This is a genomic window from Azospirillum brasilense (genome assembly GCF_022023855.1).
In the GTDB taxonomy this organism is placed as follows: Bacteria; Pseudomonadota; Alphaproteobacteria; order Azospirillales; family Azospirillaceae; genus Azospirillum; species Azospirillum brasilense_F.
Genome location: NZ_CP059450.1, coordinates 1554521 through 1571369 on the forward strand (window position 1 = coordinate 1554521; position 16849 = coordinate 1571369).

General features: G+C 69.7%; 15 protein-coding genes. 3 read left to right on the plus strand and 12 right to left on the minus strand.

What is annotated here, in order from left to right:
- Window positions 1-26 precede the first annotated feature (26 nt).
- Window positions 27-821, plus strand: coding sequence for an MOSC domain-containing protein (locus tag H1Q64_RS20505; protein ID WP_237905383.1), 795 nt, complete (start codon window positions 27-29; stop codon window positions 819-821).
- Between the two features lie 95 nt (window positions 822-916).
- Here the strand turns inward: H1Q64_RS20505 and H1Q64_RS20510 are convergent, their stop codons facing one another.
- Window positions 917-1360, minus strand: coding sequence for a DUF4167 domain-containing protein (locus H1Q64_RS20510; protein ID WP_237905384.1), 444 nt, complete (start codon window positions 1358-1360; stop codon window positions 917-919).
- 287 nt (window positions 1361-1647) lie between these two features.
- Window positions 1648-2502: a peptide chain release factor N(5)-glutamine methyltransferase gene (gene prmC, locus H1Q64_RS20515; RefSeq protein ID WP_237905385.1), complete on the minus strand. Its 855-nt coding sequence runs from the start codon at window positions 2500-2502 to the stop codon at window positions 1648-1650.
- A 146-nt stretch (window positions 2503-2648) separates the two neighbouring features.
- On the opposite strand from prmC, the gene H1Q64_RS20520 reads away from it, so the two are divergent.
- Window positions 2649-3008, plus strand: a complete 360-nt coding sequence (locus H1Q64_RS20520) for an endonuclease domain-containing protein (RefSeq protein ID WP_237905386.1) — start codon at window positions 2649-2651, stop codon at window positions 3006-3008.
- A gap of 10 nt (window positions 3009-3018) precedes the next feature.
- Here H1Q64_RS20520 and prfA read toward each other — a convergent pair whose 3' ends face one another.
- The 7 genes from prfA to H1Q64_RS20555 form a co-directional block, all read right to left on the minus strand.
- Window positions 3019-4092 (minus strand): peptide chain release factor 1, encoded by a 1074-nt coding sequence (gene prfA, locus H1Q64_RS20525; protein WP_149166559.1) that lies wholly within the window; start codon window positions 4090-4092, stop codon window positions 3019-3021.
- The gene (gene hemA / locus H1Q64_RS20530; RefSeq protein ID WP_237905387.1) at window positions 4067-5398 is read right to left on the minus strand and encodes a glutamyl-tRNA reductase; all 1332 of its coding nucleotides are present in this window, start codon (window positions 5396-5398) and stop codon (window positions 4067-4069) included. Before hemA ends, prfA begins: the two co-directional genes overlap by 26 nt.
- A gap of 114 nt (window positions 5399-5512) precedes the next feature.
- Complete coding sequence (gene ispG, locus H1Q64_RS20535) at window positions 5513-6637, minus strand: flavodoxin-dependent (E)-4-hydroxy-3-methylbut-2-enyl-diphosphate synthase (RefSeq protein WP_237905388.1); 1125 nt, start codon at window positions 6635-6637, stop codon at window positions 5513-5515.
- Window positions 6638-6756: 119 nt separating this feature from the next.
- Window positions 6757-8085: a helix-turn-helix domain-containing protein gene (locus H1Q64_RS20540; protein WP_237905389.1), complete on the minus strand. Its 1329-nt coding sequence runs from the start codon at window positions 8083-8085 to the stop codon at window positions 6757-6759.
- 217 nt (window positions 8086-8302) lie between these two features.
- Entirely contained in the window at window positions 8303-10603 is a 2301-nt protein-coding gene (gene ptsP / locus H1Q64_RS20545; protein WP_237905390.1) for a phosphoenolpyruvate--protein phosphotransferase, read from the minus strand.
- A 1-nt stretch (window position 10604) separates the two neighbouring features.
- Window positions 10605-11711: an NAD(P)H-dependent flavin oxidoreductase gene (locus H1Q64_RS20550; protein ID WP_237905391.1), complete on the minus strand. Its 1107-nt coding sequence runs from the start codon at window positions 11709-11711 to the stop codon at window positions 10605-10607.
- 26 nt (window positions 11712-11737) lie between these two features.
- Window positions 11738-12973 carry an aspartate kinase gene (locus H1Q64_RS20555; protein ID WP_237905392.1) on the minus strand — a complete coding sequence of 412 codons (1236 nt, stop codon included), beginning with the start codon at window positions 12971-12973 and terminating at the stop codon, window positions 11738-11740.
- A 156-nt stretch (window positions 12974-13129) separates the two neighbouring features.
- Here H1Q64_RS20555 and ubiG point away from each other — a divergent pair, with 156 nt between their 5' ends.
- Window positions 13130-13891, plus strand: coding sequence for a bifunctional 2-polyprenyl-6-hydroxyphenol methylase/3-demethylubiquinol 3-O-methyltransferase UbiG (ubiG, locus tag H1Q64_RS20560; protein WP_237905393.1), 762 nt, complete (start codon window positions 13130-13132; stop codon window positions 13889-13891).
- Between the two features lie 161 nt (window positions 13892-14052).
- On the opposite strand, the gene ptsN is transcribed toward ubiG, so the two are convergent.
- The 3 genes from ptsN to rpoN all read right to left on the minus strand — a co-directional run bounded on the left by ptsN (window position 14053) and on the right by rpoN (window position 16843).
- On the minus strand, window positions 14053-14511 hold the full coding sequence (gene ptsN, locus H1Q64_RS20565; protein WP_014198055.1) for a PTS IIA-like nitrogen regulatory protein PtsN: 459 nt from the start codon (window positions 14509-14511) through the stop codon (window positions 14053-14055).
- Window positions 14512-14545: 34 nt separating this feature from the next.
- Window positions 14546-15142, minus strand: a complete 597-nt coding sequence (hpf, locus tag H1Q64_RS20570) for a ribosome hibernation-promoting factor, HPF/YfiA family (RefSeq protein ID WP_014198054.1) — start codon at window positions 15140-15142, stop codon at window positions 14546-14548.
- Window positions 15143-15265: 123 nt separating this feature from the next.
- Entirely contained in the window at window positions 15266-16843 is a 1578-nt protein-coding gene (gene rpoN, locus H1Q64_RS20575) for an RNA polymerase factor sigma-54 (RefSeq protein ID WP_237905394.1), read from the minus strand.
- Window positions 16844-16849: the final 6 nt, after the last annotated feature.

Here is a 16849-nt window from a genome sequence, read left to right on the forward strand (position 1 = left end):
AACCGGTCCCACCATTGTGCGATGCAATGCTCGCGACCGTCGCCGCCATACGCCGCTACCCCGTGAAGGGGCTGAGCGGCCAGGATCTTCCCGCCGTTGACCTCGTCACCGGCCAACCCATCCCCTTTGACCGGCGCTTCGGCCTGCTGCACGGCCCGGCCGCCCTGAGCCCGGACGTCGAGGGCTGGCGCCCCAACGAGGATTTCTTCACGCTCGACCGGAACGAGAAGCTGGCGCTGCTCGATTCCGAGTTCGACGAGGCCACCCAGTCGCTGATCATCCGGCGCGGCGGCAAGCAGGTGTCGCGCGGGCGTCTGGACCAGCCGATGGGCCGGATGCTGGTGGAGCAGTTCTTCGCCGCCTATCTGGCCGGCGCGGCCCCCGGCCTGCCCAAGCTGGCCGAGGCCAGGAATCCGGCGCAGGGTGGCGGTTTTTCCTTCACCGACCGGGAAGAGGCCGCGGTCTCCATCCTCAATCTCGCCAGTGTGCGCGATCTGGAGGAGCGGGTGGCCAAGCAGCCGGTCGATCCGCGGCGCTTTCGCGCCAACCTGATGATCGACGGGCTGGAGCCCTGGGTGGAACGCCAGTGGATCGGCGCGCTGCTGACCGTCGGCGACGTCACCCTGCGCATCTGCGACCACAAGGATTGCCGGCCTTCCAGCGAGGTCAACCCGGCGACCGGCGCGCGCGACCTCAACACGCTCCCCATTCTGGAGCGCGGTTACGACCACACGCAGTGCGGCGTCTATGCCCGGGTGGTGCATGGGGGCCGGATCGCGGTGGGCGACCCAGTGGCGCTGGCCGAAGACCTGCCGGCCTGAAAACGCGTCGGACCTGAAACTCACCAGATCGGAAACCAGCCAGTCCTGAAACCGGAACTCTCCGGCCTCAGGACTGACGGTTATCAGACGGACTGTCAGGCGCTCAGCGGGGTGCGCTCGTCGGCGACGCTGTCGGACTCGTCGCCCATCTCGCCGCCATCCTCGTCCTCTGCCGAACCGCCCATGCTGGGCTGCGGGCCGAGGCCCGCGGCGCCGACGTTGCCGCGCTGGCGGTTCTCGGATTCCTGGATCTGGTTGATGATGCGGAAATAGTGCTCCGCATGCTGAAGGTAGTTTTCCGCCTGGACGCGGTCGCCGGACGAGGAGGCGTCACGGGCCAGCGCCAGATACTTTTCATGGACCTGCCACGCGTTGCCGCGGATGCGCACGTCCGGACCATTGCTGTCGAAGGTCTGGTGACGCAGCGGAACGTTCTGCCGGCGGTTACCACCGCCACCACCGCCGCCGCCGCCACCTCCGCCACCACCGCCGCCGTTGCCACGACCGCGCGAGCGCCTGGAGTTCGGTCCTTGTCTCATTTGGCTCTTATGGCCCCATGTAAGAGAAGTGCAATCCCGCGAACGCCCTGGCTGACCATCCGGTCGCCGGGCCCGCCGCGGAACCAACCGCGGATGGGTCGCAGGGATCAAATCGACGCGCCCAACCGATCAACCGGTCTGCCTTCTCGGACGTCCGCCCAACCGCGCGGGGTTTCCGGAGGCCATGGGTACGCCCTGGGATGATCGTCCCCGGGCCATCGTCGTCCTTGCACCCTACTGGGGACCGCGCGTCAATCCAACCTTTTTTTTGGGGGGATGGGGCGAAATCACGACCGCTTCCACCCCAGGACACAGCGTTCCACGCCGCCCAGGTCGCGGAAGACGCCCGCCGGCTCCAGCCCGGCGGCGGCCAGCAGCCCCGTCACGTCCGCCGCCTGGCCTTGCCCGACCTCCAGCCCGGCCAAGCCGCCCGGCTTGAGCAGGTCCGGCGTCTGCGCCGCGATGATCCGGTAGGCGTCCAGCCCGTCCGCCCCGCCGTCCAGCGCGCGCAGCGGGTCGTGCTCCCGCACCTCCGGGTCCAGACCGGCGATGTCGGCGCTGGGGATGTAGGGCGGGTTGGAGACGACGACGTCGAACCGCTCGTCCAGCCCGGCGCCCCAATTGCCGGTCTGGAAGCACGCCCGCTCCGCCAGCCCGTTGCGCGCCGCGTTCTCCGTGGCGGCGGCCACCGCGCCGGGGCTGAGATCGATACCGAGGCCAGTGGCGTTGGGCAGTTCCGCCAGCAGGGCCAGCAGGATGCAGCCGGTCCCGGTGCCGAGGTCGAGCAGCCGCAGCGGAGCGGTCCGGTCCGGCAGGGCCTTCAGCACCGCCTCGACCAGCGTCTCGGTGTCGGGCCGGGGTTCGAGGGTGTCGGGGTTGAGGGCGAGGTCGATCGTCCAGAACTCGCGATGGCCGAGGATGCGCCCCACCGGTTCCCGCGCCGCCCTCCGCTCGACCAGGGCGAGGAGGCGCGCGGCGTCGGGCTCTGGGACGGGGTCGTTGGCCCGGGTGAACAGGTCGTGGCGGGTGAGGCCCAGCGCGTGCTCGACGAGCAGGCGCGCGTCGAGGTCGGGCGTGTCCACCCCGGCCTCGCGCAGGCGGGCCTCGGCGGTGCGGCGGAGTTGGTGAAGCGTGATGGTCATGGCTTGCCCCCACCCTCCCCATGCGCTGCATGGGTCCCCTCCCTCCCCCGCTGCGCAGGGGAGGGCGATCGATGCGACGTCCTGTTCCCTCCCCTGCGCAGCGGGGGAGGGTTAGGGTGGGGGCCTGTGTTGCCACACGAGCGCCTATGCGAAACTCCAAGCTGAAATACCGCGCTCGTGACCTGCGCACTCAGCCCACCGACGCCGAACGGACGCTCTGGCGCCAATTGCGCAGCGAACAGCTCAGCGGATGGAAATTTCGCCGTCAACACCCCATTCCCCCCTACATCGCCGATTTCGCCTGCATCCAAGCCAAGCTGGTTGTCGAAGTCGACGGCGGCCAGCACGCTGATTCCGCCTACGACTCCGCCCGAGACGAGCATCTGCGGCATCATGGCTGGCGGGTCCTGCGCTTCTGGAACAACGACGTGCTGACCAACCCGGAGGGGGTGGCGGCGACGATCCTCGCCGCCATCGGCGGGCCGAAACTCCCGGAGGGGAATTGACCAACCCGCCCTATTGCAGTTCCGACAGCCGCGCCGCCTCGTCCTCGGCCGTCAGCGCGTCGATCAGCTCGTCAAGCGCCTCGCCGGCCATCACCTTCTCGATCTTGTAGAGCGTCAGGTTGATGCGGTGGTCGGTCACCCGGCCCTGCGGGAAGTTGTAGGTGCGGATGCGCTCCGAGCGGTCGCCGGAGCCCACCTGGCTCTTGCGGTCGGCGGCGCGGGCCTTGTCCTTCTCGGCGCGCTCCCGCTCGTAGAGGCGGGCGCGCAGCACCTTCAGGGCCTTGGCCTTGTTCTTGTGCTGGCTCTTCTCGTCCTGCTGGCTGACCACGAGGCCGGTCGGCAGGTGGGTGATGCGCACCGCGCTGTCCGTCGTGTTCACCGACTGGCCGCCGGGACCGCTGGAGCGGAACACGTCGATGCGCAGGTCCTTCTCGTCGATGTGGATGTCCACCTCCTCCGCCTCGGGCAGCACCGCGACGGTGGCGGCGGAGGTGTGGATGCGTCCCTGCGTCTCGGTCGCCGGAACGCGCTGCACGCGGTGGACGCCCGATTCGAACTTCAGCCGGGCGAAGACGTTGCGGCCGGTGATGTTGGCGATGGCCTCCTTGTAGCCGCCGATGCCGGTCTCGCTGACCTCCATCGTCTCGAACCGCCAGCCCTGGAGCCCGGCGTAGCGGCGGTACATCTCGAACAGCTCCGCGGCGAACAGGGCCGCCTCGTCGCCGCCTGTGCCGGCGCGCACCTCCAGGATGGCGTTCTTCTCGTCCGCCTCGTCCTTGGGCAGCAGGGAAATCTGCACCCGGCGCTCCAGGGCGGGGATGCGGCGGGTGAGGTCGGCGAACTCCTCCTCGGCCAGCGCCTTCATGTCGGCGTCCCCCGCCGGGTCGGCGATCATGCCGGCGAGGTCGGCGGCCTCCGCCTTCGCCTTCTTCAGCTCTCCGATGGCCTCGGCGACCGGGGTCAGGTCGGCGTATTCCTTCGACAGCCGGGCGAAGTCCGCCGGGTCCACCGTCCCCGCCGCCATCGCGTCCCGCAGCTCGTCATGGCGGGCCACGACCCTATTGAACTTCTCGTCCAGGCTCACGTCGCTCGTCCTTATCCAAATCGCTCCCGGCGCCCATACCGGCTCCGGCGGGCTCGTCCAGCCGGAACAGCCGGAACAGCAGCCGTTCCGCCGCCGCCCGCTCCGCCAGCCCGGCCCCGTCGGGGTCCGCCGCCATGGCGCGCAGCGCCTCCGACGGGCCGTGCAGCAGCCGGTTGACCAGAAGCCGCGTCGCCGACGCCGCGTCCAGCCCCCGCTGCTCGTCCAGCAGGCGCCGCCGCTCCGTCTCGAAATGCGTCCGCAACGCCGCCACGGCGGGCACCGCGGCGCGCTCGGCCCGGTGGCGGGCGAAGGCCGCCAGGGCGTCGTCCACGATGGTCCAGGCCGCCTGGGTCGCCGCCTCGCGCCCCACCCGCCCCTGCAGCGCCACGCGCTCCAGATCGGCAAGGTCGTAGACGAAGGCCTCGTCCAGCCCGGCGACGTCCGGATCGACGTCGGCGGGGATCGCCGCGTCCACCACGAACACCGGGCGCCGGCGGCGGCGCTTCAACGCCGCCCCCAACTGCTGTGCGGAGAGGATATAGCGCCCCAGACCCGCCGCGGTCACCACGATATCCGCGCTGGTCAGCGCCGCATCGAGATCGGCCCAGGGCGCGAAGTGGCTGTCCATCCGCCGCGCCGCCGCTTCGGCCCGGCGATCCACCGGAGCGGCGACGATCAGCCGGCCCAGCCCAGCCTCGCGCAGCCCCTCCAGCACCAGGGCGCCCATGTCGCCCAGCCCCATCAGCAGACCGGTGCAGCGCCTCAGGTCGCCGTGCAGGTCGCGCGCCACCTGGACCGCCGCGGCGACCAGCGAGGTGGCGCCCTCGGCGATGGGCGTCTCACGGCGCACCCGCTTGGCAGCACCATAGGCGGCCTGGAGAAGCCCCTCCAGCTCCGGCCCGGACAGGCCCGCGGCGGCGGCGTGGCGGTGGGCGGCCTTGACCTGCCCCAGGATGTGCGGCTCGCCGATGATCTGGCTGTCGAGCGAGCAGGCGACGGCGAAGACGTGGCGCACCGCCGCCGGCCCGGTCAGGGTGTAGAGCTGCCCGGCGAGGTCGGGCTCGCCCAGCCCCACCCGCTCCGCCATGATCCCGGCGATGGTGAGAGCGGCCTCGTTCGGGCGCTCGTGCACCGCCTGGACCTCGACCCGGTCGCAGGTGCTGAGCCACATGGCCTGGGTGATGCCGGCGGCGCTCAGCCGCTCAAGCATCGCCGGGACCTCCGCCTCCTCCGTCGTCAGACGGTCGCGGATCGCGCCGGAGCAGGACCGATGGCTGGCGCCGATGACGAAGTAGGAAGCGGTCACTCTGACTCTGGCCCAGGCCGCGGCACGGCCCACAAGAATGTTAGGATTGCCGCGGATTTAAGCACGGATGGCACGGGGCGTCCTCAGTTCAATTGTCCGCCCGCGCCGGTTCCGTCACTCGGCGGCCGGTTCCGCCGCCTTGGCCGCCTCGATCTCGGCGGCCTTCTTCTCGACCAGCCCGACGAGGTGGTCGACGATGTTCTGGTCCTTCAGCCGGTGATCGGTGACGCCGGACAGATAGACCTGATGGGTGTTGTTGCCGCCGCCGGTCAGGCCGATGTCGGTCTCGCGCGCCTCGCCGGGGCCATTGACCACGCAGCCGATGACCGACAGGGTCAGCGGCGTGGTGATGTGGGCCAGCCGCGCCTCCAGCGTCTCCACCGTCTTGATGACGTTGAAGTTCTGCCGCGCGCAGCTCGGGCAGGAGATGACCGTGACGCCGCGCCGCCGCAGGCCCAGCGACTTCAGCATCTCGTAGCCGACCTGGACCTCCTCCGCCGGCTCGGCCGACAGGGAGACGCGGATGGTGTCGCCGATGCCCGACCACAGCAGCATGCCCAGCCCGATGGACGACTTGACCGTCCCGGCGCGCAGGCCGCCGGCCTCGGTGATGCCGATGTGCAGGGGATAGTCGCAGGCCTCTGCCAAGCCCTGGTAGGCGGCGACGGCCAGGAACACGTCGGACGCCTTCACCGAGATCTTGAACTCGGTGAAATCATGGTCCTCCAGGATCTTGGCGTGGTTCAGGGCGCTCTCGACCAGCGCCTCCGGACAGGGTTCGCCGTACTTCTCCAGCAGGTCCTGCTCCAGCGAGCCGGCGTTGACGCCGATGCGCATGGAGCAGCCGTAGTCCTTGGCCGCCTTCACCACCTCGCGCACCCGCTCGGCCGAGCCGATGTTGCCGGGGTTGATGCGCAGGCAGGCCGCCCCGCTCTGCGCCGCCTCGATGGCGCGCTTGTAGTGGAAATGGATGTCCGCGACGATCGGCACCGAGACCTGCGGCACGATCTGCTTCAGCGCCAGCGCCGATTCCTGGTCGGGGCAGGAGACTCGCACGATGTCGGCGCCCACCCGTTCCGCCGCCTGGATCTGCGCGACCGTCGCCGCAATGTCGGCGGTCGGCGTGTTGGTCATCGTCTGCACCGAGATCGGCGCATCGCCGCCGACGAGCACGTTGCCCACCCGGATCTGGCGGGACTTGCGGCGAAGGATCTGGCGGTAGGCGCGCACGCTGCTCATGGGCTGTGGCCTCGGGGCATGGATCGGGTCCGGCGCGGTCTTATAGCGCAGCCGGCGTTACGCCTGAAGTGCGGTCCGCCGCGCCGGATTCAAGAGAAAAAGCCATGGGTAGCCCGTCCCTAATGGGCGGGGGCGGCGCCGCGCAGGGTCGGGGCGTGCTGGTCAAGCGACACGTCGCGCAGCACCTGCCCGACCGCGCCCATCGGCGCGCCGTCCACCCCGTCGGTGACCACGACCAGCCCGCCGGCGTTGCCGGTGCGGACACGGATGCCCGAGCGGTCGGGCACGCGGTAGACGTCGCCCGGCTTCAGCACGCGGGTGAAGATGATCTCGCCACTGTTGTCGCGCACCTGGATCCAGCTGTCCTGCGTGGCGCGGAGCTGGATGCGCGAGGCCGCGTTCTGCGTGCCGTAGACCTTCGACGGCAGCGCCCCGTCCGCCGGAGGCGCCGCGGGGGCCGCGGGCGGCAGGCTGGCGATGGCCGGGGCGGCGGGGGTGAGCGGGGTCGGCTCCTGCGTGGCGCCCTCGGACTCGTCGTCCTCGGCCGGGGGCGGCGGGACGTTCACCATGGCCGAGGGCCCAGCGGTCGAAGGGGCGGCCGGAGCGGGAGCCGGGGCCGCCGTGGGAGCGCTCGGCTTGGCGGGAGCGGCCGGCGCCGGCTGGGCGACCACCGCCGCAGGGGCCGGGGCGGGCTTCGCCGGAGCCGAAGAGGCTGGAGCCGGGGCGGTCGGGGCCGGAGCGGCGGGAGCCGGAACCACCGGAGCGGAAGCCGCCGGAGCAGGCACCGCCGTGGACGCTCCACCAGCCGCCGGCGGGGCGGACACCGCCGGAACCGCCGGGGCGGGCGGAGCCTCCGCCATCACGGTCGGGACGGACGCCGGGGCGGCGGGCGTTTCGGCGGGAGCCGGCACCGACGCGGTTTGGCCGCCGCCATTCTGGCTGGCGTTGAAGGGCAGCGTGTCGAGCAGCGAGACCAGCCGGTCAGGCAGGGTCGGGACCAGATCGACCATCGAGCGGTCGGTCGCCGACAGATAGTACCAGCCGCCGTAGACGATGCCCGCCAGCACCATCGTGCCGAGCAGGACGGTGCCGCCGGGGATGCGGCCTTCCGGCACCGGGGTCGGGAAATAGAGCTGCTGGCTGCGCGTGCGGCCCGCCGCCTCGTCCTTGTAGCGGGTGAGGATGGTGTCCGGGTCGAGCCCCAGGCATTCCGCGTAGGAGCGCAGGAAGCCGGCGGCGTAGGTGGTGCCCGGCAGATCCTCGAACCGGCCCGCCTCGATGGCCTGCAGGTAGGGGTAGCGGATGCGCAGCATCGTCGCGACCTCGCGCAGGTCGTAGCCGAGGCTCTCGCGCGTTTCGCGCAGGGTATCGGACACGCTGGGGCCGGTCTGCGCCGCGCCGTCCTGCGCGGAGTCGTAGGAGCCGAAAACCTTGCGCTTGGCCATCATCTCAACCGTACCGTCGCCTCGGATGACTTATGGTCGCAGTCCCGGCATGGGTACGCCAGCCGCGGGGTCGGCGCAACCGGGAAAGACCTTGATCCTGCCCTCTTGTATACGCCCTTCGTCCAAACCGCTGTAACAAAACGCCGTCACGGCACAGCACAGCGCCGGATATGGCTCCAGGGTGGAGGAAGCGACCTTGGGCGCAAGCTTGGGCGGGGCCTCAGATGATGACGCCGTGGTCCTTGGCGAAGCTGCGCAGCTTGTCGCGCAGGCTGTGGTCACCGCGCAGATAGAGCCCGTTCATGTACTGGCGCAGCGCCGCCACGTCGAGCGAGCGCAACATCGTCTTCACCGGCCCGACCGAGGGCGGCGACATCGACAGGGTGCGGAAGCCGATGCCGATCAGCGCCATGGCATCCAGCGGCCGGCCGGCCATCTCGCCGCAGATGCTGACCGGGACACCGGCGTCGCCGCAGGCCTCGACCAGCCGCCGCAGCAGGCTCATCATGGCCGGCGACAGCGGGTCGTAGCGGCCGGAGGTGCGCGGGTTGCCGCGGTCGCTGGCGAAGATGTACTGGGTCAGGTCGTTGGAGCCGACCGACAGGAAATCCACCCGCGGCAGCAGGGCCGGCAGTTGCCAGAGCAGCGCCGGCACCTCGATCATCGTGCCGACGCGCACACGGCTGGGCGGTTCGCCGCCCTGACCCTCCAGACGGGCGATCTCCAGGTCGAGCAGGCGGCGGGCGGCGTCGAACTCCGCCACCTCGGCGATCATCGGGAACATCACCGACAGCGGACGCCCGGCGGACGCCCGCAGCAGGGCGCGCAGCTGCTGACGCAGCAGCGACGGGTGGTCCAGTCCGATGCGGATGGCCCGCCAGCCGAGCGCCGGATTCTCCTCGCCCTCGCTGGCCGCGATGTAGGGCAGCATCTTGTCGCCGCCGACGTCGAGCGTGCGGAAGACCACCGGCTTGTCGTCGGTCTGGTCGAGGATGCGCGCATAGAGGTCGGTCTGCGCGTGGACGTCCGGGTAGGTGGAGCGCACCATGAAGGGGATTTCGGTGCGGTAGAGGCCGATCCCCTCCGCCCCGCTGGCCTTCAGGTGCGGCAGGTCGATCAGCAGGCCACAGTTGAGCTGGATGGAGATCGGCACGCCGTCCCGGGTGACCGAGGGCAGCGCGCGGATCGCCTCGTACATCTGCTCCTTGCGGGCGCGCAGGGCGACGGCCTCGGCGAAGGCCATCTGGATGTCCTCCGCCGGGCGGACGAAGGCCTGCCCATGGTCGCCGTCGACGATCACCGGATCCAGCGGCTCGATCCGGTTCAGCGCGTCGGGCGCCTGCACCACCGGGATGTTCAGCGCGCGGGCCACGATGCAGACGTGGCTGGACGGCGACCCCTCCTCCAGGATCACCCCGCGCAGGCGGCGCTGGTCGTAGTCGAGAAGCTCCGCCGGCCCCATGGACCGCGCGACCAGGACGATGTCCTCCGGCAGCGTGCCGCCGTCCGCCTCCGACTTGCGCCCGGCGAGGTGCTGGAGCAGCCGGTTGGTCAGGTCCTCCAGGTCGAGGAGCCGTTCGCGGATGTACGGGTCGGTCAGGTGGCTCATGCGGGCGCGGGTGTCGTTCTGCACCTGCTGCACGGCGCCTTCCGCCGTCAGGCCCATGCGGATCGCCTCGCGGATGCGCGACAGCCACCCGCGGTCCTCCGCGAACATGCGGTAGGTTTCCAGAATGTCCTTGGGCTCGCTCAAGCCGGCCAGCGCCGCCGCGTTCAGCAGGTCGTCGATGGCGCTGTGCATGGTGGCGATGGCGGCGTTCAGCCGCGCCAGCTCGCTCTCCGCGTCCTCGGACACCATCTGGCGGATGGTCAGCTGCGGGCGGTGGATCACCGCCAGCCCCATCGCCAGACCACTGGCCAGCGACGTGCCCGACAGGCGGGCCGGCAGCAGCGCCGGATCACCGGTGGAGGCGACCTCCTGCGGGTTGACCAGCTCGCCCTGGGCGACCAGCTCGGCCACCACCATGGCGATGGTCTGGAGCGTCTCGACCTCGACCTCGGTGTAGCGGCGGCGGTCCTTGTGCTGGATGACCAGGACGCCGCGGACCTTGCCGCCGCGCAGGATCGGCACGCCGGCCAGCGACAGGAACGGGTCCTCCCCCGTTTCCGGGCGGTAGGCGAAGCTGGGGTGCGACGGCGCGTTGTCCAGCGCGATGGGCCGCGCGTGGCCGGCGATGTCGCCGACGATGCCCTCGCCCACGCGCAGGCGGGTGTTGTGCACGGCGTCCTGGTTCAGGCCGAGCGTGGAGAACAGCTCCAGCACCTCGCCCGCCCGCATGACGTAGCAGGAGCAGACGTCCGCCCCCATCTCCATGCCGATCAGGGTGACGATCTTGTCCAGCCGCTCCTGGCCGGAGCCGGAGCCCGCCATGACGTCGCGCAGCCGCGCCAGCAGGCGGCGCGAGGCGGCGCCGTCGAAGCCCGGCGAGGCGGAGGGGATGTCGCCCACGACGCCATTCATCTCATGCCGCCCCCAGGATGGCCGATTGACCGGTGGCCGACCGGCCGATGTCCGGCTGCTCATCGGCGTCAATGTGCGGGGAGCGGGCGGCCAGCGCCGCTTCGGCTTGGACAATCAGGTCGCCGATGATCTCGGCCACCGGCTGCTCGCGCGTGACTAGCCCGACGCTCTGGCCGGCCATCAGCGAGCCGCTCTCCACGTCGCCGTCGATCACCGCGCGGCGCAGCGCGCCGGCCCAGAAATGCTCGATCTCCAGAATGCCTTCGTCGCGCGTCTTCTCGCCGCGGTCCACGCGGGCGATGACTTCGCGCTGAAGCTCCATGAAGCGCTTCGACCCGGCGTTGGTCAGCGCCCGCACCGGGATCACCGGAAAGCGCGGGTCGATCTGCACGGACGCCTGGGCGTCGCGCGCCGAGGCCTTGATGAAGACCTGCTTGAAGCGCTGGTGCGCGATGGATTCGGTGGCGCAGACGAAGCGGGTGCCGATCTGCACGCCCGCCGCCCCCTGCTCCAGGTAGGACAGGATGGCCTCGCCGCGCCCGATGCCGCCGGCCACGAAGACCGGGACCTCGCGCAGGTCGGGCAGGATCTCCTGCGCCAGGACGGTGGTGGAGACGGGGCCTATATGGCCGCCGGCCTCCGTGCCCTCGATCACCAGGGCGTCGATGCCGAGCTTGACCATCCGCCTGCCGCTGACCAGCGTCGGGGCGAAGGTCATGGCGCGGGCGCCGCCGTCCTTGATGCGCTTGATGGTGGCGCCGCTGGGGAAGCCCCCGGCGATCACCACGTGGCTCACCGCCAGCTCCCGGCAGACGTCGATCAGACGATCGAGTTCCGGGTGCATGTTGATGAGGTTGACGCCGAAGGGCTTCGCGGTCAGCGTCCGCGTGGCGGCGATCTCCGCCGCCAGCAGGTCCGGCGGCATCGAGCCGCAGGCCAGCACGCCGAAGCCCCCGGCGTTGGAGATGGCGGAGACGAGGTGGCGCTCCGACACCCAGCTCATCGCACCGCCCATGATGGCGGTGCGCGTGCCGAGGAAGGCGCAGCCACGCTCCCACAGCCGGTCGAGTCGGGCGCCTGCGACCGCGTCGGACCTGGCGTCGGTCATCGCCGCCCCTCCCCCTTCACCGCGACTCAGGCCGCGTCCAGCCCGTAGGCGGTGTGCAGCGCGCGCAGCGCCAGCTCCGCATACTCCTCGGCGATCAGGACGGAAATCTTGATCTCGGAGGTGGAGATGACCTGGATGTTGATGCCCTTGTCGGCCAGCGCCTTGAACATGCGCTGCGCGACGCCGGCGTGGCTGCGCATGCCGACGCCGATCACCGACACCTTCACCACGTTGGCGTCGGAGACGATGCGCTTGTAGTTCAGCTCGGCCTTCGCGTCCTCCAGCACCTTGACGGCGCGGGCGATATCGGCCTTGCCGACGGTGAAGGTCATGTCGGTGGACTTGCCGTCTTCCGACACGTTCTGGACGATCATGTCGACATTGACGGCGGCGTCGGTCAGCGGACCGAAGATGCTGGCCGCCACGCCCGGACGGTCGGCGACGCCGATGAGGGTGATCTTCGCCTCGTCGCGGCTGTAGGCGATGCCGCTCACAACTTCCTTTTCCACGATCTCGTCCTCGTCAACAACAAGGGTACCGGGAAGCGCGCTGCCGGCGGCCTCCTCGAAGCTCGACAGAACCTGCACGCGCACGCGGTGGTTCATCGCCATCTCGACCGAGCGGGTCTGCAGGACCTTCGCCCCCTGCGACGCCAGCTCCAGCATCTCCTCGTAGGTGATCTTGGAGAGCTTGCGCGCCTTGGTGACGATGCGCGGGTCGGTGGTGTAGACGCCGTCCACATCGGTGTAGATGTCGCAGCGGTCGGCCTTCAGCGCCGCCGCCAGGGCGACCGCCGAGGTGTCGGAGCCGCCGCGGCCCAGCGTGGTGATGCGGCCGGTTTCGGTCACGCCCTGGAAGCCGGCGACCACAGCGACCTCGCCGGTGTTCATCCGCTTGTCCAGCTCCGCCGTGTCGATGGACACGATGCGCGCCTTGCCGTGCGTCTCGTCGCTGTAGATCGGAATCTGCCAGCCGAGCCAGGACCGCGCCTGGATGCCGAGCGACTGCAGCGCGATGGCGAGGAGACCGGAGGTCACCTGCTCGCCCGAAGCGACGATGGCGTCGTACTCGCGCGCGTCGTGCAGCTTGTCGATGTCGTTGCAGTATTTCACGAGCTGGTTGGTCACGCCGGACATCGCCGACACGACGACGGCGACCTGATGCCCCGCCTTGACTTCCTGCTCGACCTTTCGGGCCACGTTCTTGATGCGGTCGATGTCGCCGACCGACGTGCCGCCGAACTTGAGGACGATCCGCGCCATACCTCACACCATGTCTGGGCCGGCACATAAGCCGGCAGTCCGCGCCCCCGCTCTACCGTTGCCGGCGCGGGGCGGCGTATCCATACTCTGTCGCTCACAGCGAGGCAAGTTCGCCCCGCAATTGTTCTCGCAATCCAAGCATACGGGATTTCTTTCATGACCGCGACCGCCGGAACCGCAGGCACCGCAGGCACTGTCGACCCCCAGGACATCGCCCGCTTTTCGGCCATCGCCGCGGAATGGTGGGACCCCGCCGGCAAGTTCCGGCCCCTGCACCGGCTGAACCCGCTGCGGCTGGCCTACATCCGCGACACGCTGTGCCGCCGCTTCGGCCGCGACCCGCTGGCGGCGGAGCCGCTGAAGGGCCTGCGCATCGTAGACATCGGCTGCGGCGGCGGCCTGCTGTCGGAGCCTATGGCCCGCATGGGCGCCACTGTGGTCGGCGTGGACGCGGCCGAGCGCAACGTCCGCACCGCCGCCGCCCACGCCGCGGAGACCGGCACCCCCGTCGACTACCGCGCCACCACCGCCGAGGCCCTGGCCGCCAGCGGCGAGCGCTTCGACGCCGTGCTGGCGATGGAGGTGATCGAGCATGTCGCCGATGTGCCGCTGTTCGTGAAGTCCTGCGCGGAGCTGACGGCGCCGGGGGGGGCGCTGTTCCTGGCGACGCTGAACCGCACGCCGAAGTCCTTCGCGCTGGCCATCGTCGGGGCGGAGTACATCCTGCGCTGGCTGCCCCGCGGCACCCACAACTGGCGCCAATTCCTGCGCCCTGGCGAACTGGCCGCCGCCGTGCGCGCCGAAGGGATGGCGATCCGCGACCTGACCGGCATCACCTACAACCCGCTGTCCGACGAGTTTCGGCTGAACCCGCGCGATCTCGACGTGAACTACATGGGCTGGGCGGAGCGGGCCTGAACGTACAGAGCATCGGCGACGCGTACGGACGTACATACGTACGCGTTGCCGATGCTGGCGCTGATGTTGGCTGCAGAAGCGGTGGCATCGGGAGCCGCACAACGAAAAAACGGGAGGGCCGGCGGCTCTCCCGTTTTTTTCATGTTCACAGGAAACGCGCCTTACGCCGCGTGGCTGGCTTCGTGCTGGGTCAGCAACGCATAGATCGCGTCCGCCGAGTCCGAACCGCGCAGCTTCTCGCACATGGACTGGTCGCGCAGCAGGCGCGACACACGGGCCAGCGCCTTCAGATGGTCGGCGCCGGCATGATCCGGAGCCAACAGCAGGAAAATCAGATCGACCGGTTGCTCATCGATCGCATCGAAGTCGATGGGCCGCTCCAGCCGGGCGAAGACGCCGTGGACACGGTCGAGGTTGGGCAGCTTGCCGTGCGGGATGGCGATGCCATGCCCTACGCCGGTGGTGCCCAACCGCTCGCGCTCCAGAAGGACGTCGAAGATCGCCCGTTCGTGCTGGCCGGTCAGCTCGGACGCCTTGCGCGCCAAGTCCTGCAGGGCCTGCTTTTTGCTGCCGGCCTTCAGGTTCGGGAGAATGGCGTGCGGCGTGATGAGATCGAGCATGACGCTTTGGGTGTGGTTGGAACAGAGACCGGACTCAGGCGCCGGCCTTCTCCGCCGGGTCGACCCAACCGATGTTGCCATCGGCGCGGCGATAGACCAGGTTCAGGCGGCCATGGGCGCCGTTGCGGAACATCAGGGCCGGAGCGTCGGCGAGCTCCATGCGCATCACCGCCTCGCTGACCGCCAGGGTCGCGATGTTGGTTTCCATCTCGGCGATCACGATGGGCTGCGCCTCCTCGGCAGCGGCCTCTTCGCTCTCCACATGGGCCTCGTCCTTCTCCGCTTCCAGGATCTGGTAGCGGGCCGGGAAGGCTTCCTGCGCGGGGGCTTCGACGCTGTGGTGGTCGCGCAGACGGCGCTTGTAGCGGCGCAGGCGCTTGGCCAGCTTCTCGCACGCGGTGTCGAAGGCGGGGTACGGCTCGGTGGCGTCGGACGCGCTCTGAAGGACGATCCCACGACCGACATGGACCTGAATGTCGGCCTTGAACAGATGCGCTTCGCGCGTCAGGACGACGTTGGCCTCGATCGGCTTGTTGAAATACTTGCCGACGATGGTGTTCAGGCTGTCCGCGACGTGGGTGCGCAGAGCGTCGCCAACGTCAAGCTGCTTGCCTTTGACGGTCAGTTGCATTTTGGGATGTTTCCAATCTGGTCCGCGATAGACATAGGACGACGGAAGGCCGCCACGTGCGGACGGGGACCATAGTGACGGCGGTATGGGCTGTCAATCAAGGACGGCCCCCTCCCGGCCCGGTTACATGCGTGACATCTTGGCACGGCGTCGCTGCACCGATGACGGAATGCGCATCGCTTCACGATACTTCGCGACCGTCCGGCGCGCAATGTCGATCCCTTCACCACGAAGGATTTCGACGATTTTATCGTCCGACAGCACGTCCTCGGGCTTCTCGGCGTCGATCATCGCCTTGATGCGGTAGCGCACGGCCTCCGCCGAGTGGGCCGCCTGCCCGTCGGCCCCCTGGATGGCGGAGGTGAAGAAATACTTCAACTCAAACACGCCGCGCGGCGTCGCCATGAACTTGTTGGTTGTGACGCGACTGACCGTGCTCTCGTGCATGCCGATTGCTTCGGCGATGTCGCGCAGGATCAGCGGCTTCAAATGCGAGACGCCGTGGATGAAAAAGGCGTCCTGCTGCCGGATGATCTCGCTGGCCACCTTCAAAATCGTGGTGGCGCGCTGGTGCAGCGACTTGACCAGCCAGTTGGCCGACTGGAAGCGCTCGGTGATGTATTCCTTGTCCGCCTTGTTGCGGGCGGTGCCGGAGATGCGCGCGAAATAGCGGTGGTTGACCAGCACCCGCGGCAAAGTGTCCGGGTTCAGGTCGATCAGCCAGCCGCCGCCGGGGTTGGCGCGCATCAGGATGTCGGGGGTGACGAGCTGGGCGGGCGTGTGGTCGAAGCTGAGCGCCGGCTTGGGGTTCAGCTTGCGGATCTCCGCCACCATGTCGGCGACGTCCTCGGCGTCCACGCCGCAGACCTTCATCAGCGCCGGCAGGTTGCGCGCCGCCAGCAGCTCCAGATGGTCGAGCAGGGCCTCCATCGCCGGGTCGAAGCGGTTCTTCTCGCGCAGCTGAATCGCCAGGCACTCTTTGAGCGAGCGCGCGAAGATGCCCGGCGGGTCGAAGCGCTGGCAGGCGGCGAGCACCCGCTCCACCCGCTCCGGCGCGCAGCCGAGCTGCCCCGCGAGGCTCTCGACCTCCAGCCCGGTGATCCAGCCGGCCTCATCCAGCATGTCGATCAGCGCCAGACCGATGAGCTGGTCGCCAAGGTCCGGCAGGTCGATCTTCAGCTGCTCGGTCAGATGGTCGCGCAGGCTCTTCTGGCCGGTCAGCGTGGCTTCCAGGTTGGACTCGTCGTCCTCGAAACCGCCGCGGCCGCCACGTTCCTGCCAGGAGCCGTAGACGTCGCTGGAACCGTCCGTCCCGTCGGAAAAACGGTCGTCGGAATAGACATTCTCGAAATCGGTGTCGAGAGGCGCGTCGGAGGCCGACCCCATCGTCTCCGACGACGTCATCTCCACCGTGTCGCGGGTGCGCCCGTCGGTCATCGGCGGCTGGCGCTCCTCCGGCGCGGCGAGGTCCACTGCCCCCCGCTCGCCCCCACCGTCACCGGCACCGTCGCCCCCGGACTCGCCGCCGCCCTCACCGGGGCCGCCGTCGCGCTCCAGCAGGGGATTCTGCTCGATCTCGCGGTCCACGAAGTCCGACAGTTCGATGTTCGACAGCTGCAGCAGCTTGATGGCCTGCTGCAGCTGCGGAGTCATCACCAGGGACTGGGTCTGACGAAGATCGAGGCGTTGGCTGAGCGCCATGGGCAG

Bases quoted from the DNA above. Each gene is read 5' to 3' on its own strand.
- H1Q64_RS20505 (WP_237905383.1), top strand. From the start codon at position 27: ATGCTCGCGACCGTCGCCGCCATACGCCGCTACCCCGTGAAGGGGCTG.
- H1Q64_RS20520 (WP_237905386.1), top strand. From the start codon at position 2,649: ATGCGAAACTCCAAGCTGAAATACCGCGCTCGTGACCTGCGCACTCAG.
- H1Q64_RS20550 (WP_237905391.1), bottom strand. From the start codon at position 11,711: ATGACCGACGCCAGGTCCGACGCGGTCGCAGGCGCCCGACTCGACCGG.
- prmC (WP_237905385.1), bottom strand. From the start codon at position 2,502: ATGACCATCACGCTTCACCAACTCCGCCGCACCGCCGAGGCCCGCCTG.
- H1Q64_RS20510 (WP_237905384.1), bottom strand. From the start codon at position 1,360: ATGAGACAAGGACCGAACTCCAGGCGCTCGCGCGGTCGTGGCAACGGC.
- ptsN (WP_014198055.1), bottom strand. From the start codon at position 14,511: ATGCTCGATCTCATCACGCCGCACGCCATTCTCCCGAACCTGAAGGCC.
- H1Q64_RS20540 (WP_237905389.1), bottom strand. From the start codon at position 8,085: ATGATGGCCAAGCGCAAGGTTTTCGGCTCCTACGACTCCGCGCAGGAC.
- H1Q64_RS20555 (WP_237905392.1), bottom strand. From the start codon at position 12,973: ATGGCGCGGATCGTCCTCAAGTTCGGCGGCACGTCGGTCGGCGACATC.
- ubiG (WP_237905393.1), top strand. From the start codon at position 13,130: ATGACCGCGACCGCCGGAACCGCAGGCACCGCAGGCACTGTCGACCCC.
- rpoN (WP_237905394.1), bottom strand. From the start codon at position 16,843: ATGGCGCTCAGCCAACGCCTCGATCTTCGTCAGACCCAGTCCCTGGTG.
- hpf (WP_014198054.1), bottom strand. From the start codon at position 15,142: ATGCAACTGACCGTCAAAGGCAAGCAGCTTGACGTTGGCGACGCTCTG.
- ispG (WP_237905388.1), bottom strand. From the start codon at position 6,637: ATGAGCAGCGTGCGCGCCTACCGCCAGATCCTTCGCCGCAAGTCCCGC.
- ptsP (WP_237905390.1), bottom strand. From the start codon at position 10,603: ATGAATGGCGTCGTGGGCGACATCCCCTCCGCCTCGCCGGGCTTCGAC.